Origin of the sequence: Paractinoplanes rhizophilus, assembly GCF_042664765.1 — a bacterium.
GTDB classification, from domain to species: Bacteria; Actinomycetota; Actinomycetes; order Mycobacteriales; family Micromonosporaceae; genus Actinoplanes; species Actinoplanes rhizophilus.
In genome coordinates, this window is record NZ_JBHTBJ010000005.1 from 32,792 (window position 1) to 48,908 (window position 16,117).

At 71.6% G+C, this 16,117-nt stretch carries 14 protein-coding genes; 2 read left to right on the top strand and 12 right to left on the bottom strand.

What is annotated here, in order from left to right; all coding sequences use genetic code 11:
• Positions 1 to 69: 69 nt before the first annotated feature.
• The 5 genes from ACFQS1_RS09255 to ACFQS1_RS09275 are packed head-to-tail and all read right to left on the bottom strand — an operon-like array spanning position 70 to position 5,923.
• Positions 70 to 1,647: an ABC transporter permease gene (locus tag ACFQS1_RS09255; protein ID WP_378965819.1), complete on the bottom strand. Its 1,578-nt coding sequence runs from the start codon at positions 1,645 to 1,647 to the stop codon at positions 70 to 72.
• Entirely contained in the window at positions 1,644 to 2,537 is an 894-nt protein-coding gene (locus ACFQS1_RS09260; RefSeq protein ID WP_378965820.1) for an ABC transporter ATP-binding protein, read from the bottom strand. Before ACFQS1_RS09260 ends, ACFQS1_RS09255 begins: the two co-directional genes overlap by 4 nt.
• A gap of 2 nt (positions 2,538 to 2,539) precedes the next feature.
• Positions 2,540 to 3,145 (bottom strand): TetR/AcrR family transcriptional regulator, encoded by a 606-nt coding sequence (locus tag ACFQS1_RS09265; protein ID WP_378965822.1) that lies wholly within the window; start codon positions 3,143 to 3,145, stop codon positions 2,540 to 2,542.
• A 28-nt stretch (positions 3,146 to 3,173) separates the two neighbouring features.
• Entirely contained in the window at positions 3,174 to 4,052 is an 879-nt protein-coding gene (locus ACFQS1_RS09270) for an ABC transporter substrate-binding protein (RefSeq protein ID WP_378965823.1), read from the bottom strand.
• Positions 4,049 to 5,923 (bottom strand): putative bifunctional diguanylate cyclase/phosphodiesterase, encoded by a 1,875-nt coding sequence (locus ACFQS1_RS09275; protein WP_378965825.1) that lies wholly within the window; start codon positions 5,921 to 5,923, stop codon positions 4,049 to 4,051. The genes ACFQS1_RS09270 and ACFQS1_RS09275 overlap by 4 nt, the downstream gene beginning before the upstream one ends.
• A gap of 221 nt (positions 5,924 to 6,144) precedes the next feature.
• Between ACFQS1_RS09275 and ACFQS1_RS09280 the strand changes: the two genes are divergently transcribed.
• Positions 6,145 to 6,855, top strand: coding sequence for a LamG-like jellyroll fold domain-containing protein (locus ACFQS1_RS09280; RefSeq protein ID WP_378965826.1), 711 nt, complete (start codon positions 6,145 to 6,147; stop codon positions 6,853 to 6,855).
• Here ACFQS1_RS09280 and ACFQS1_RS09285 read toward each other — a convergent pair.
• The 7 genes from ACFQS1_RS09285 to ACFQS1_RS09315 all read right to left on the bottom strand — a co-directional run bounded on the left by ACFQS1_RS09285 (position 6,841) and on the right by ACFQS1_RS09315 (position 14,742).
• A complete protein-coding gene (locus tag ACFQS1_RS09285; protein WP_378965828.1) occupies positions 6,841 to 7,401 on the bottom strand; it encodes a DUF1707 SHOCT-like domain-containing protein in 561 nt (186 codons plus the stop codon). The two genes, ACFQS1_RS09280 and ACFQS1_RS09285, sit on opposite strands and share 15 nt — an antisense overlap.
• Positions 7,398 to 8,030 (bottom strand): LutC/YkgG family protein, encoded by a 633-nt coding sequence (locus tag ACFQS1_RS09290; RefSeq protein WP_378965829.1) that lies wholly within the window; start codon positions 8,028 to 8,030, stop codon positions 7,398 to 7,400. Before ACFQS1_RS09290 ends, ACFQS1_RS09285 begins: the two co-directional genes overlap by 4 nt.
• Complete coding sequence (locus ACFQS1_RS09295) at positions 8,027 to 9,451, bottom strand: lactate utilization protein B (protein WP_378965831.1); 1,425 nt, start codon at positions 9,449 to 9,451, stop codon at positions 8,027 to 8,029. The genes ACFQS1_RS09290 and ACFQS1_RS09295 overlap by 4 nt, the downstream gene beginning before the upstream one ends.
• Positions 9,448 to 10,179, bottom strand: a complete 732-nt coding sequence (locus ACFQS1_RS09300; protein WP_378965833.1) for a (Fe-S)-binding protein — start codon at positions 10,177 to 10,179, stop codon at positions 9,448 to 9,450. Before ACFQS1_RS09300 ends, ACFQS1_RS09295 begins: the two co-directional genes overlap by 4 nt.
• A gap of 38 nt (positions 10,180 to 10,217) precedes the next feature.
• Positions 10,218 to 11,624, bottom strand: a complete 1,407-nt coding sequence (locus ACFQS1_RS09305) for a rhamnulokinase (RefSeq protein WP_378965834.1) — start codon at positions 11,622 to 11,624, stop codon at positions 10,218 to 10,220.
• Positions 11,621 to 13,651 (bottom strand): bifunctional aldolase/short-chain dehydrogenase, encoded by a 2,031-nt coding sequence (locus ACFQS1_RS09310; RefSeq protein WP_378965835.1) that lies wholly within the window; start codon positions 13,649 to 13,651, stop codon positions 11,621 to 11,623. Before ACFQS1_RS09310 ends, ACFQS1_RS09305 begins: the two co-directional genes overlap by 4 nt.
• A 68-nt stretch (positions 13,652 to 13,719) precedes the next feature.
• A complete protein-coding gene (locus tag ACFQS1_RS09315) occupies positions 13,720 to 14,742 on the bottom strand; it encodes a LacI family DNA-binding transcriptional regulator (protein WP_378965836.1) in 1,023 nt (340 codons plus the stop codon).
• Between the two features lie 197 nt (positions 14,743 to 14,939).
• On the opposite strand from ACFQS1_RS09315, the gene rhaI reads away from it, so the two are divergent.
• On the top strand, positions 14,940 to 16,106 hold the full coding sequence (gene rhaI / locus ACFQS1_RS09320; protein WP_378966333.1) for an L-rhamnose isomerase: 1,167 nt from the start codon (positions 14,940 to 14,942) through the stop codon (positions 16,104 to 16,106).
• The last annotated feature ends 11 nt before the right edge of the window (positions 16,107 to 16,117 follow it).

Below are 16,117 nucleotides of genomic sequence, written 5' to 3' on the forward strand. Positions count from 1 at the left end.
TCGACGCGACCGGAGCGCGAGCACTTATCGCCTGGTCGGCCGGGCCGCGCGAGCCCGGCCGACGGCGACTCAGTCGGGGATGTTGCGGCGGCGCAGGCCCGCGATCCCCAGCGCGCCGAACACCACCGCGACCGCGAGCAGCGTGACCATCGGTGTCGCCGAGATGGTGCCGCCCGGCAGGCGCGGCGTGTGCGTGAACGGGGAGATGTCCAGCAACCACTGGTTGAGCTGCAACGTCTCCCCCACCAACAGGATCAGCAGGCAAGCCGCGGGCGCCGCCCACGCCACCAGCGACCAGCGCGGCAGCAGGCCGAAGACCAGCACCGTCAGGCCGGCCAGCACCCAGACCGCGGGCAGCTGCAGCATCGTGCCGGCCAGGATGCCGCCGAAGTCGCCGGGGCTGTAGGTCAGGCCGGCCACCAAGCCCTCGGCGAACAGGGCCAGCGCGGGGCCCAGCAGGGAGAACAGCAGGTGGCTGCCCGCCCACGCGTAGCGCGACACCGACGTGGCCAGCACGGCCTCGGCGTGGCCGGTCGCCTCCTCGTCGCGCAACCGCAGGGTGGCCTGCACGCCGTAGCAGGCGGCGATCAGCCCGACGATCCCGGCGGTGCCGGCGAAGTAGCTGTCGACCAGCTGCGACGAGCCGCCGAGGCGGGTGAAGATCTCGGACAGGCCCTTGTTGTCCTGGGCGATGTCGAGGACGCTGCCGCCCACCCCGCCGAAGATCAGGCCGAGCAGGGCCAGTCCGAGCGTCCAGCCGATCAGGAGTCCGCGGTGCAGGCGCCAGGCCAGCGCCAGCGGGGTGCGCAGCGAGGCGGCCGCCGTGGCCCGGCCCAGGCGCGCCGGGAAGAGGCCGTCGCCGAGGTCGCGCCGGCCGCGCAGGACGACCGCGACCGCCACGGCGACCGCGCTGAGCAGCACCGACAACAGGACCGGCCACCAATTCAGCGGGCCGTACGGGAAGATCCGGGTCACCCAGCCGAGCGGCGAGATCCAGGAAAGCCACGACAGGCTGCCGTCGCCCAGCGACGAGGTGTCGCCGCCGACCCGCAGCGCGTAGGAGGCGCCCAGCGCCACGATCGCGATGGACCGGGCCGCCCGGGCGCCGCTGGTGAGCTGGGCGGTGATGGCCGCGATGGTGGCGAAGAGAATGCCGCTGAGCGCGAACTCGGCCCCGAACGCCAGCGAGCCGGCCACATCGGAGGTCCGCCCGGCCATCGAGGCAAACGTGATCAGGCCGAGAAGAGCCGAGGCCCCGCAGGTCACCAGCAGCGCGGCGGCCAGCACGGCATGGCGTCCGACGACGGTGGAGCCGACCAGCTCGGCGCGGCCGGCCTCCTCATCCGTACGCGTATGGCGGATCACCGTGAGCAAGGCGACCAGCCCGATCATCACGGGCACGAAGCCCGCCCGCCAGTTGGCCAGCGCGGCGAACGAGTCGCCGTGCAGGAGCCCGTAAAGAGCGACGAACCCGGCGTTGTCGGCGCTCACCGTCGCGTACTGGATCCGCTCGGCATCGGTCGGGAACAGGCCCTCGAACGATGCGTAATAGCCGGCCGGCAGCACCCCGAAGATGAGCACCCAGATCGGCAGCAGGAAGCGGTCACGCCGCAGCACGAGCCGGATCAGCCGGCCGACCCCGGTCATCGCGAACCCCGCTGGTACTGCCGGAGGAACAGCTCCTCGAGGGACGGCGGCTGGCTGACCAGGCTGCGCACCCCGACCTTGACCAGCGACTGCAGCGCCGGCTCCAGGGCGTCGGTGTCCACGTCGAAGCGGATCTTGCCGTTGTCGGTGCGGAAGTCGTGCACGCCGGGCAGGGTGGCGAGGCCGTCCGGCGCCCCGACCAGCTCGGCCTGGATCGACGTACGCGTGAGGTGCCGCAACTCCGCGAGGGTGCCGGTCTCGACCGCCCGGCCGTCGCGAATGATCGTGAGGCGGTCGCAGAGCGCCTCGACCTCGGCCAGGATGTGGCTGGACAGCAGCACGGTGCGGTCGCCCCGCGCCTTCTCCTGGAGGATCACCTGGCGGAAGACCTCCTCCATCAGCGGGTCGAGGCCGCTGGTCGGTTCGTCGAGGATCAACAGCTCCACGTCGGACGCGAGCGCCGCGACCAGCGCCACCTTCTGCCGGTTGCCCTTGGAGTAGGTGCGGCCCTTCTTGCGCGGGTCGAGCTCGAACCGCTCCAGCAGCTCGGCCCGGCGGGACGGGTCGAGCCCGCCGCGCAGCCGGCCGAGCAGGTCGATCACCTCGCCGCCGGTCAGGTTGGGCCACAGCGTGACGTCGCCCGGCACGTACGCCAGGCGGCGGTGCAGCTCGGTGGCCGACGCCCACGGGTCGCCGCCGAGCAGGCTGACCTTGCCGCCGTCGTGGCGCATCAGACCCAGCAGGATGCGGATGGTCGTGGTCTTGCCGGCCCCGTTGGGCCCCAGGAAGCCGTGCACCTCGCCGGTCCGGACGCGCAGGTCGAGCCCGTCCAGGGCGGTGACCTTGCCGAACCGCTTGATCAGTCCCTCGGCATCGATTGCCTCGGCCATGACTACTCCTCGGAGGGGAAAAGGCCGTCCAGCGCGGTCCGCGCGAGATCGGCCTGCTCGTGGGTGACCAGCGGAGTGGAGAAGATCTCGAGGGAGGCGCGCAGCACCCGCGCCCAGCCCTCCGGCTCGCCGGTGTCGACGCCGAGCACGCGCGACAGCTGGTCACGGGATGTGAGCATGGACATCTTCATCACCGCGAGGACCGCGACGAACGCCCTCGGGTCCGCCACCTTGAAGTCGGTGGTGACGAACCAGCGCTCGCCGTACTCGATCAGCCGGTCGAACAGGGCCTGCCCGGCGGGTGACCCGTCCAGCACCGAGCGCGTCATGTAGCGCTGCATGCGCAGCGTGTCGGGCGTGATGCGGTCGACGACCTGGAACTCGATGAAGCGGTTGCCCAGCGCGGTGAGCTCGTGCAGCACGTGCTCGTCGCAGGCGTCGCGGAGGCCCTCCTTGGAGCCGAAATGGTGCCGCAACAGCCCGGACGAGACGCCCGCCTTCTGCGCGATGTCGCGGATCGTGGCGCCGTCGACGCCGCGGTCGGCGAACAGCTCGATCGCCGCGTCGCGGATGCGCGCTCGTGCCGTCAGATCCTCGGGGCTACTCACATGTGTAGCCTACTACACAAGCGTGTAGTCAGACAGCGCCATTCACCACGGCCGACTTGACCGCGCCGTTCGTCAGGCCCCACCGGGTCAGCAGGTCGGCGTAGACGCCCGACGAGATCACCTGGTCGAGCGCGGCCTTGACCGCGTCCCGGAGCTCGGTGTTTCCCTTCGCGATCGGGATGCCGATCAGCCCGGGCTCGTACTGCGCGGCCGACGCGAGCTCGTAGTAGTTGCTGGTGCGGCTGTCGGATGCCAGATAGGCCGCCGCCGGGTAGTCGTTGAGCACCGCCACCGCTCGCCCGGTGCGCAGCTGGAGCAGCGCGTCGGCGTTGGTCTTGTATTCGTTGATCTTCATCGGCCGGTCGCCGCAGCCGCTCTGCGACCGGTGCAGCAGGTCGGCCTGCACGGTGCCCTGCTCGGTCGCGATGACCTGACCGCACAGGTTGGTGAGCTCGGCGATCGCGGCCGGGTTGCCGCGCTGCACGATGATCGAGGTGCCGGCCGAGAAGTAGTTGACGAAGTCGGCCTTCTTCTCGCGGTCCGCGGTGTCGGTCATGGCCGACATCACACCGTCGTAGGTGCCGTCGGCGACCCTGTCCAGCGCCGTCTGGAAGGCTCCGGTGACCATCTGGATCTTCACGCCGAGCACCCGGCCGAGGGCGTCGGCAAGATCAGGTTCAAAGCCCACGATCGTACGGCCGTCCGGCGCGAACTGTTCCATCGGCGGGTAGCTCGCGTCGGTGACGAAGCGGATGGTCCCGGTGTTCCGCACCGCCGCCGGGAGCTTGTCGTGCAGCGTCTGGTCGAACCGCAGGCTGTCGTCGACCGCGGCGGCCTCGGCTTCGGGAGTCGACGCGCAGCCGGCCAGGAGGGCAACCGTAGCGAGAGCGGAGAGAACCTTCTTCACCGAATTGCCTCCATCATCGGCACCTGAGTCCAGGGCACTGGTTTCGAGTAGAGATATCCCTGCGCCTCGTCGCATCCGGCCGCCATGACCCACGCGGCCACGTCGCCCGTCTCCACGCCCTCGGCGGTGACCCGGCAGCCCAGGCCGTGCGCGAGCGCGATCACCGCGCGCACGATCGCCTGGTTCTGCGGCTGCGACAGCACCGGGTCCACGAAGCTCCGATCGATCTTGATCTCGGTCAGCGGCACCCCGCGCAGCCGGCCCAGGCTGGTGTAACCGGTGCCGAAGTCGTCCACCGAGATGCCGACCCCGATCTCGGCCAGCGCCCGCAACGCCTGCAGGGCGGAGGCCATGTCGTCGACCACGGCGGTCTCGGTGATCTCCAAAGTGAGCCGGGACGGCGCCACCGCGGTCTCCGCCAGCAGCGCCGCGACCCCAGCCGCGAACCCCGGCGACTCCAGGTTGCGGACCGACACGTTCACCGACACCGTCCAGTCGCGGCCGGCCTCGGTCCACGCCACCTGATCGGCGAGCGCGCGGCGCAGCACCCAGGCGGTGAGCGGCTCGATCAGTCCCGACTGCTCGGCGGCCGGCAGGAAATCCGACGGCGGCACCAGGCCGCGCGTCGGGTGCTGCCAGCGCACGAGCGCCTCCACCCCGCACACCACGCCGTCGGCCAGCCGCACCTTGGGCTGGTAGTACAGCACCAGCTCGTCGCGTTCCAGCGCGTGCCGCAGCTCGGCCTGCACGACCAGCCACTGGGTCGGGTGGGCGGCCCGCTCGCCGGCGTACACGACGATGTCGGCCGTGCCGCGCTTGCCCTGGTACATGGCCGCGTCCGCGTGCCGCAGCAGCTTCTCGACGTCCTCGCCGTGGTCGGGGTAGAGCGCCACGCCGAAGCTCGCCTCGATGGTCAGCGGCACGCCGTCGAGCACCACCTCGCGGGTCAGCGACGCCCGCACCCGCTCCAGCAACCCCAGCACCGCGGGCCCGTCCAGCCCCGGCAGGATCAGCGCGAACTCGTCGCCACCCAGCCGTGCCGCGGTGTCCTCGGCGCGCATCGAGGCCCGCAGCCGGTCGGAGATCACCCGCAGCAGGTCGTCGCCGGCGTGGTGCCCGAGCGTGTCGTTGACCTCCTTGAACCGGTTGAGGTCGACGACCACCACGGCCCCGCCGAGGCGGGCGGTCAGCGCCGAGTTCGCCCGCTGCCGGAACGCCTCGCGGTTGGGCAGGCCGGTGAGCCCGTCGTGCAGCGCCTCGTGCTCCTGCCGCGCGGCGTACCGGCGCAGCGAGCGGGTGGTCGACCAGGAGATCAGGGCGGTGGCCAGGTAGAGCAGGCCCAGGCCGATGCCGAGCCGCCGATAGGTGACGACCATCTGCCCGTGCAGGCGTGCGGCGATCTTGTCGTACGGAAGATAGAGCTCCAGCACCCCGATGGCCTCGCCGGACGCCCGCGCGAAGATGGGCTGCAGCACCCGGATGGTCTGCCCGCCGGGCGCGGCCTCGTCCCCGACCAGGGTGGCCGCGGCCTGCCCGAGCGAGGCCGACCGGAAGGCCGCGTCGCCGACCGGCACCCCACCGGAGGTGGAGCCGTCGTCCGAGAAGATCACCTGACCGTTGAAGTTGCGCAACCGCATCCGCAGCACCGAGCCGTGGTACAGCGCGAGGTCGGTGGCCTTGGCCAGGCTGTCCCGCTGGCCGGCGGTGATGCCCCGGCTCAGGTCGGCGTCGTCGAGGGCCGGCGCGATCGCCATCTCGGCGATGACCGCGGCCTGCGCCTTGCCCTGGGCCTGGCCCTGCTTGGTGGCGTCGTCGTGCGCGCTGCGGAGCAGCAGCACGCCGAGCGCGCCCACCGGCAGGAGGCTGGCCACGGCGTAGGTGGCGAAGAGGCGCGATCCCGACCGCGCCCCTCGCCCTGAACCCCTACGCCGCCACACGAAACCGTCTATCGGTCCGATTGCCGTCCGGTTGAGGAAACTGCGAGCCCGGCGTCGAACTCGCATCCTTCCGCGGGGAACGAGCGTTAGCCGGGCGTGCGTACCTTCACCACGATCGGCGGGCGGTCCCAGAGGCGCTTCGCGTCCTTCGGCTGATGCGGCGCGCGATCCTCTTCGCGGTGGCGCTGGCGTTCGCCGGCGTCATCGGGCCGTCCGCGCGGGCGTCGACGCGCCCGGACTACGTGGTCTTCTACAACTTCGACGGCCAGGCGCCGCTCGCCGACGCCACCGGGCACGGGCACGACCTGACCCCGGTGAGCCGGCACGGCGGCTCGTACGCCACGGTCGCCCGCGGCGACGGCCGGGCCCTGCTGTTCCCGGAGCCCTGCCACGACGAGCCGTGCCCGCGGATCGCACTACGTGCCGTGCCGGCCGACGATCTCAACCCCGGACGGCGGCCGATCCGGTGGGGCGCCTCGGTGCGGCTGGCCGCCGACGAGACCACCAAGGGCGAGAACGTCGTGCAGAAGGGCTACTCGGCGGCCAACAGCCAGTACAAGCTGCAGATCGACGGCGCCGAGGGCCGCCCCAGCTGCGTGCTGGTCGACGACGATGAGCCCACGATCCACCTGGCGCTCAGCTCGGTGAGCGTGGCCGACGGCCGCTGGCACCAGCTCGAATGCCGGCGGTCGGGCACCGATCTGGCGATCCTGGTGGACGGCGCCCGCCGCGGCGGCGTCACCGTCCCGGCCGGGCTGTCGGTGCGCAACCGCATCCCGCTCAGCGTCGGCGGCAAGGGGTCGTTCCACAACAACGACCAGTTCCAGGGCGCGCTCGACGAGGTCTGGGTCTCAATCGGTCAATGAGTACGGCTTGCTGACCACCTGCACCTGACCGAACCAGGTGGCGATGTCGACGCGTACCTCCGGCGTGCCCGGCACCCGCGGCACCGGCGCCAGGTGCAGGCTGTGGTTGCTGAACACCACCGCACCGGTCAGGTCGACCTCGACCCCCTCGGGCACGATCACCGTGACCTGCCCGAACAGGCACAGCCCGGCGATCTCGATGGTGCTCTGACTGGTGATCACCTCGCGCAGGTCGAGCTCGGTCGACCCGAAGAACGTGCGCAGCCACACCCGCGGCGACTTGAGACGCCACCGCCCGCGCCGCTTGGTCTCGCTGAAGATGGTCAGCACGCTGTCGACCGTCTGCGCCGACCCGACGACCGGCGTCGGCGCCAGCCCGGCGGTGGCCCGCTCGATCTCCTGCGTGCTCCCGGCCGCCCACACCGCGCCGACGCGCGCGCTGAACTCCTCGAGCGTCAGCCGGCCGTCGCCGCAGGCGCGCTGAAGGAGCTCGGCGGCCCGCTCACGCTCGTGATCGGACGGTGGCATCGGCACTGGAGAGGTCACCGCAGCACTGTATCGCCGCCGGCCGGCGCGGATCCCGGGGACTCCAGGAGGACGACGTGCAGATTGCGTGGCCCGTGCACCCCCTCGACCCGGCTGAGCTCGATGTCGCTGGTCGCCGACGGCCCGCTGATCCAGGTGAGCGGGCGCGTGGGGTCGAGCCGGGCCACCGCCTCGGGCACCGACGCGACGACCTGCGCCGGCCGCAGCACGCAGATGTGCAGGTCGGGCAGGAGCGAGATGATCCGCCGCCCCTGGTCGGCCGAGCCGTCCAGCACGATCGTCCCGGTCTCCACGATCGCCACCGCCGCCGCGGTCACCACGCCGTCGGCCGCCGCGATCCGGGAGGCGGCCAGCCCGTCGTCGACGACGACCTCGAGACCCTCGGGCAGCCAGTCCGGGGAAAGCCCCGGAGGCACCACCACGGTCCCGGAAGGCAAAATGTCCGCGATGGTCGATCTGATGGAAGACGACCGATGCACCACCGCCTTGTAGTCGACGAGGCGCTCGACCAGCAGGTCGAGGTCGACCTTGGCCTCGCCCCGGCGGTAGTCGCGCGGAACCGGCGCGGCCTCGACGCCCGAGCCGAGCGCCGATCGGATCCGGCCGAGAATCACGTCTTTCGAGCTCACCGCGACCGCCACCAATCCCGGAACGTATGCTCGGGCGGGTCCGGCAGATCCCGGCTGGCCGACCAGCCGTTCAGCGGCGGCGGCAGCCCGCGCCCCTTGCGCCCCGCGATCCGGGCGAACTTGGCCGCGCGCTGCGCGCGGGCGTACAGCTTGGGACGGTCCATCATGTACGCCGCGGCCGCCATCGCCGCCGCCTCCGAGCGTGGATGCGGCGCCTGGTTCCGCAGGTGCACCAGGATCGACGGAATGTCGATCTTGACCGGGCAGGCGTCGAAACAGGCCCCGCACAGCGACGACGCGTACGGCAGGGTCGGATTGTCGGCCACCCCGGTGAGCTGCGGCGACAGCACCGCGCCGATCGGGCCCGGATACACCGATCCGTACGCGTGGCCGCCGGTCCGCTCGTAGACCGGGCAGACGTTGAGGCAGGCCGAGCACCGGATGCAATGCAGCGCCTGCCGCCCCACCTCGTCGGCCAGCACCGCGCTGCGGCCGTTGTCGAGCAGCACCAGGTGGAAGCTCTGCGGCCCGTCGCCGGGAGTCACCCCGCGCCACATCGACGTGTACGGGTTCATCCGCTCGCCGGTCGACGCCCGCGGCAGCAACTGCAGGAACACCTCGAGGTCCGGCCACGTCGGCACCAGCTTCTCGATGCCCATCACGGTGATCAGCGTGTCGGGCAGGGTGAGGCACATCCGGCCGTTCCCCTCCGACTCGACGACGGCCAGCGTCCCGGTGTCGGCGATCGCGAAGTTCGCCCCCGAGATCGCCACCCGGGTGTGCAGAAAGGTCTCGCGCAGATATTTCCGGGCGGCGCCGGCCAGCTCCGGCGGCTCGTCGGTCAGCCCGGGGTCGACGCCCGGCATCGCGTTCAGGAAGATCTCGCGGATCTCCGAGCGGTTGCGGTGGATGGCCGGCACCAGGATGTGGCTGGGCTTGTCGTCGCCGAGCTGCACGATCAGCTCGGCCAGGTCGGTCTCGACCGGGGTGATCCCGGCGGCCTCGAGCGCCTCGTTGAGCCCGATCTCCTGGGTGGCCATCGACTTGACCTTGATGACCCGCCGCTCGCCGGTCTGCCGGACCAGGTCGGTGACGATCCGGTTGGCCTCGTTGGCGTCGGCCGCCCAATGCACGACCCCGCCGGCGGCGGTCACGTTCTCTTCGAGCTGCTCCAGCAGCTCGGGGAGGTGCGCCATCGTGTAGGCCTTGAGCGCCGACCCGGCCGCCCGCAGCTCCTGCCAATCCGGCAGCTCCGCGATCACCCGGCCGGATTTGCCGCGGATGGTCGTGGTCGCGTGCTGAAGGTTGCGCCGCAGCTGCGAATTCGCCAGCGCCTCCCGCGCGGCCACCGGGAACGGCTGGTCCCCGCGCAGATGTCCGACGCCGCGCGGGGCGCGGGCCGGCATGCCGAGAAAGGTCATGACGACGCCTCCGTGGATGCGAGGATCTCGGCCAGGTGCACTGTGCGCACCCCGGTGCGCAGCCGGGACAGGCCGCCCCCGATGTGCATGAGGCAGGACGCGTCCCCGGCCGTACAGACGTCGGCGCCCGTGTCGAGCACGTGCCGCATCTTGTCGGCCAGCATCGCGGTCGACGTGTCCGCGTTCTTCACGCTGAACGTGCCCCCGAAGCCGCAGCACTGCTCGGCGGCCGGCAGCTCCACCAGGTCGAGCCCGCGCACGTGGCGCAGCAACCGCAGCGGCTTGTCGCCCACGCGCAGCACGCGCAGCGAGTGGCACGTCGGGTGATAGGTCACCCGATGCGGGAAGTACGCGCCCACGTCCTCGACGCCCAGCACGTCGATCAGCAGTTCGGACAGCTCGTACGTCCGTGATGCGACCGAGGTGGCGCGCGCCGCCAGGCCGCGGTCGCCGGCCGCGACCATGGCGTGCTGGTGTCGCACCGACCCCACGCAGCTGCCGGAGGGAGCGACCACGACGTCGTACGGCTCGAAGGTCCGCACATGCCGCCGGACCAGCGCCAAGGCGTCCTTCTGATAGCCCGTGTTGATGTGCATCTGACCGCAGCACGTCTGCTCCGGCGGGAACACGACCTCGTGGCCGAGCCGCTCCAGGAGCAGCACGGTCGCCTTGGCCGCGGCCGGGAACATGGTGTCGGCCAGGCACGTGGCGAACAGCGCTATCCGCATCGTCCAGCGCCTCCCTTCCGCCTTCCCCGCGGGGAGAGTCAAGCGATCCGCTCGGCCGCCGCCCGCCAGGTCGCGCGATCCCCGCCGGGCGAATACCGAACGATCTGCTGAGTCTCCCGCAAAACTCGCCGCAGCGCCGCCAGGTCTCCCTCGATCGCTCCCGCCGCGCGCGCCTGCACCAGCACGTTGCCGAGCGCTGTCGCCTCGACCGGCCCGGCCAGCACCGGCAGCCCGCACGCATCCGCGGTCAGCTGGCAGAGCAGGGAGTTCCGGGCTCCCCCGCCCACGATGTGCACCGCGTCGACGGCCCGTCCGGCCAGGGCCTGCGCCTGCTCGACCGCCCGCCGGTGCGCCAGCGCCAGACTGTCCACAATGCACCGCGCCATCACCGCCGGCGACGCATCCCGGGGCAGCCCCGCGGCCGACGCGACCCGCCCGACCATGTCTCCCGGCGGCAGAAACACCGGCAGATCGAGATCGACGACGTGCCGCAACGCGGGCTCACGTCCCGCCGAAGCCAGCAAACCCGAAATATCCGATAGCGACCATTCGCGCATGCACTCCTGCAGCGGCCACAGTCCCATCACATTCCGCAGATACCGGATCGTCCCGTCGACCCCACCCTCATTGCTGAAGTTCGCCAGCCGGGACTCCTCGCTCAGCACCGGCGCGGACAGCTCCAGCCCCACCAACGACCAGGTCCCGCACGAGATGTAGGTGAAGCCCGGCCCGGTCGCGGGCACCCCCACCACCGCGGAGGCGGTGTCATGAGACCCGACCGCCACCACCGGAGTCTCGCCGAAGAGGCCGATCCGGCTCCCCGGCTGCCGCAACGGCGGGAACAGCGACGGGCGCAACCCCAGATCCGAGATCAACGGCAACGACCAAGCACGCGTACGGACATCGAGCAGCTCGGTCGTCGACGCGTTCGTGTACTCCGCGCCCAACTCCCCGGTCAGCCAGTACGCCAGCAGGTCGGGGATCAGCAACATCTGCTGAGCCACCTCGAACTGCGGCGTCCCGAGCGCCGACACCAGCTGATAGGCCGTGTTGAACGGCTGCTTCTGCAACCCGGTGATCGCGTAGAGCCGCTCGTCCGGGACGACTTCCGCCACCCGCGCGGGCACCCCGTCGGTCCGCCCGTCCCGGTAGTGCACCGGGTTGCCGAGCAGCGCCCCCGACGCGTCGAGCAGTCCATAGTCGACCGCCCACGAGTCGATCCCGATGCCGTCGACCGGCCCCGCCGCCCGCAGTCCGTCGAGCACCCCGCGATACAGCGCCAGGATGTCCCAGTGCAGCGTCCCGCCCACCCGGACCGGGTCGTTGGCGAAGCGGTGCACCTCGGTGAGCGACACGTCGCCGCCGCCGGCCCGGCCGACCATCACCCGCCCGCTGGACGCGCCGAGATCGACCGCGGCGAACGCCTTCCTCGCCGGCCGAGTCATCTGAGGAAGGCCGCCGGGACACCCGCGTCGACCGGGATGTGCAGGCCGGTCGTGTGGGTGAGGTCGCCGCCGGTCAGCGCGAAGACCGCGTTCGCCACGTGCTCGGGCAGCACCTCACGTTTCAGCAGCGTGCGCTGCGCGTAGTACGCGCCCAGCTTCTCCTCCGGCACGCCATACACGGCGGCGCGCTGCGCGCCCCAGCCGCCGGCGAAGATCCCCGAGCCACGCACGACGCCGTCGGGGTTGATGCCATTGACGCGTACGCCGTGGGCGCCGAGCTCCGCCGCCAGCAACCGCACCTGGTGCGCCTGGTCGGCCTTGGTCGCGCCGTACGCTACGTTGTCCGGCCCGGCGACGATCGAGTTCTTGCTGCTGATGTAGACGATGTCGCCGCCCATGCCCTGCCGGATCATGACCCGGGCCGCCTCGCGGGACACCAGGAACGAGCCCTTGGCCATCACGTCGTGCTGCAGGTCCCAGTCGGCCTCGGTGGTGTCGAGCAGCGGCTTCGAGATGGACAGCCCGGCGTTGTTGACCACCAGGTCGACCCCGCCGAACGCGAGCACCGCGTCCCGCAGCGACGCGACGACCGCCGCCGCGCTGGTCACGTCGGCCCGCACGGCGATCGCCACGTCGGCGCCGCCGATCTCGCCGGCGACGCCCCGCGCCGCCTCGAAGTCGCGGTCGGCCACGATCACGCAGGCGCCCTCGGCGGCGAGCCGCCGCGCGATCGCCCGCCCGATGCCCGACCCGGCGCCGGTCACGTACGCGACCCGGGTGGCGAGCGGCTTCGGCTTCGGCATCCGCCGGAGCTTCGCCTCCTCCAGCGCCCAATACTCGATGCGGAACTTCTCGCTCTCGCCGATCGGCGCGTACGCCGACACCGCCTCGGCCCCGCGCATCACGTTGATGGCGTTGACGTAGAACTCGCCGGCCACCCGCGCGGTCTGCTTGGTGGCGCCGAACGAGAACATGCCGACCCCGGGCACCAGCACAATCGCCGGGTCGGCGCCGCGCATCGCCGGGGAGTCGGCGGTCGCGTGCCGCTCGTAGTAGCCGCGGTAGTCCGCGCGGTACGCCTCGTGCAGCTCCTTGACCCGGGCCACCACCTCGTCGAGCGGCGCGCCCGGCGCGGTGTCGACGACCAGCGGCTTCACCTTGGTGCGCAGGAAGTGGTCGGGGCAGGAGGTGCCTCTCTCCGCCAGCTCGGGCAGCCGCTCACTGCTGACGAAGTCGAGCACGACGCCGGAATCCGTGTAGTGCCCCACCACTGGCCGGTCGGTCGACGCCAGCCCGCGCAGGACCGGGAACAGCGCGGCCGCCCGGACCCGCCGCTCCGCCACCGGCAAGGAGGTGTGCACGGCCGCCCCGAACGGAGCCGGCCGGCCGTGCGCGGCCAGATACTCCCTGGCACGGCGGATGATCTCGAGCGAGTTCGCCTCGCACTCCGCGCTGGTCGCGCCCCACGCGGTGATCCCGTGCCCGCCGAGGATCACGCCGATCGCCTGGGGGTTGGCCCGCTGGACGGCGGCGATGTCGAGGCCGAGCTGGAAGCCGGGCCGGCGCCACGGCACCCAGAGCACCCGGTCGCCGAAGATCTCCTTGGTGAGCGCGGGGCCGTCGGCGGCGGTGGCGATCGCGATGCCGGAGTCGGGGTGCAGGTGGTCGACGTGCGCGACGTCGACCAGCCCGTGCATGGCGGTGTCGATGCTCGGCGCCGCGCCACCCCGGCCGTGCAGGCAGTAGTCGAAGGCCGCGACCATCTCGTCCTCGCGCTCGACGCCGGGATAGACGCCGGCGAGCGCCCGCAGCCGGTCGAGCCGCAGGATGGCCAGGCCCTGCTCGGTGAGCGTGCCGAGGTCGCCGCCCGAGCCCTTGACCCAGACCAGCTCGGCCGGCTCGCCGGTGACCGGGTCGGTCTCGCTGCCCTTGGCCGAGGTGTTGCCCCCGGCGTAGTTGGTGTTGCGCGGATCGGCGCCGAGCCGGTTGCTGCGCTCCAGAAGCTCACGCACTGCGGGGTTGGTCATCGTGGGCCCATCACTCCATGAAACGTTTCAGACGCTTCCAGGCAGATTACGGGCCGCTCCCGCCCAGGTCAAGAGCGCCGGGTCGAGGCCCGGGCCACCAGCTCGGGCGTGAAGAACAGCTGCTGGTGCTCGTGCAACGGGTTGGTCGCCTCGTCCAGCACCAGCTGCGCGGCCGCGCGACCAAGCTCCTGCCGTGGCTGGCGCACCGACGTCAGCGGCACGGCCGCGGCCGCGGCGAACTCGATGTCGTCGAAGCCCACGATCGCCAGGTCGTCGGGAACCCGCAGCCCGGCGCCGGTGCCCTGCTGGAGCAGGCCGAGGGCGAGCAGGTCGTTGGCACAGAACGCCGCGGTCGGCCGCCGCCGGGCCGGCAGCCCGGCCAGCCGCTCGCCCGCCGACCGTCCTTCCGCGACGGTCATCGCCTCGGTCGGCAGGTGGACCAGGTCGTCGGCGGGCAGGCCGAGTTCCTCCCACACCTCGCGGGCGCCCTGCCGGCGCTCGCGCACCTGGCCGAGCGATTCCGGCCCGCCGATCACCGCCACCCGGGTGTGCCCCTGCTCGACCAGATGCTCGATGGCGATCCGGCCGCCGTGCACGTCGTCGACGGCGACGGAGCAGCAACTCTCGTCGACGCGCCGGCGGTCGACGATCACCAGCGGCACGCCCCGCCGGGCCAGGTCGTCGAGGTGCGGCGCGTCCGGGTTGACCGGGGTGATCAGGATGCCCTGGACCCGCTGCTGGAGGAGCCGGTCGAGGTGCGCCTCCTCGCGCTCGCGGCGGCTGTTGCTGTTGCAGATGAACAGCGACAGGTCGGCGTCCTCGGCGGCGAGCTCGATGCCCTGGGCGACGTCGTGGAAGAACGGGTTGGTGCCGTCGAGCATCACGTACGCCAGGGTGCGGCTCGTACCGGCGCGCAGCTGCCGGGCCGACTCGTTGCGCACGAAGCCGAGGTCGGCCATGGCCCGCTCGACCCGCTCGCGGGTGCGGGCGCTGACCACCTCGGGCCGATTCATCACATTGGAGACGGTGCCGAGCGAGACGCCGGCGGCCGCGGCCACGTCCTTCACGGACGGCGTCCTGCCGTTCAGCACGAAAATCCTCCCTTGAAACGTTGAAGCAGCATCTTACGGTACCGCCGACCAGCGCAACGCCGGTGTTTAGCGAACGTTGCCGTCCCGTGCTTGACAGGTGTGATCGGCGCCACCTACCGTTGTGAAACATTTCAAGTGCGGCCGACGACCTGGCGGCGTCCCAGGCGGGCGAAGAACCAGAAGAGGCGTGATCCGTGATGGCTGACCTGGCCGCAGTCAAGCGCGCGCTCACCGCGCAGCGCATCGAGACCCCGTCCTGGGCGTACGCGAACTCCGGCACCCGGTTCAAGGTGTTCGCCCAGCCGGGGGTGCCGCGGAACCCCGAGGAGAAGATCGCCGACGCCGCGGCCGTGCACCGTTTCACCGGCGTCGCCCCCACGGTCGCGCTGCACATCCCGTGGGACAAGGTGGCCGATTACGCCGCCCTCGCCCGCTACGCCGCCGACCAGGGCGTCGCCATCGGCGCGATCAACACCAACGTCTTCCAGGACGACGACTACAAGCTCGGCTCGGTCACCAACCCGGATCCCGGCATCCGCCGCAAGGCCACCGATCACCTGCTCGAGGCGATCGACATCATGGACCGGACCGGTTCGCGGGACCTCAAGCTCTGGTTCTCCGACGGCATCAACTACCCCGGCCAGGACGACCTGCGGACCCGCCAGGACCGCCTGGCCGCCGCCCTGCGCGAGACCTACGACCGGCTCGGCGAGGATCAGCGCATGCTGCTCGAATACAAGCTCTTCGAGCCGGCCTTCTACGCTACCGACGTGCCCGACTGGGGCACGTCGTACGCGCACTGCGTCGAGCTCGGCGAGCGCGCCACGGTCTGCATCGACACCGGCCACCACGCCCCCGGCACCAACATCGAGTTCATCGTCGCGTTCCTGCTGCGCGCCGGAAAGCTCGGCGCCTTCGACTTCAACAGCCGCTTCTACGCCGACGACGACCTCATGGTCGGTGCCGCCGACCCGTTCCAGCTGTTCCGCATCATGTACGAGATCGTCCGCGCCGACGCCCTGGACCCGGCCTGCGGCATCGCGTTCATGCTCGACCAGTGCCACAACATCGAGCGCAAGATTCCGGCCATCATCCGCTCGGTGCTGAACGTCCAGGAGGCGACCGCCAAGGCCCTGCTGGTCGACCGCGACGCGCTGACCGCCGCCCAGAACGCCGGCGACGTCCTGGAGGCCAACGCCGTCCTCATGGACGCCTACAACACCGACGTTCGCCCACTGCTGGCCGAGGTCCGGGCCGACGCCGGCCTCGATCCCGACCCCGTCGCCGCCTACAAGCGAAGCGGCTACGACGAGAAGATCATCGCCGAGCGGGCGGGCGGCACGCAGGCCGGCTGGGGCGCCTGAGGGATCATCGG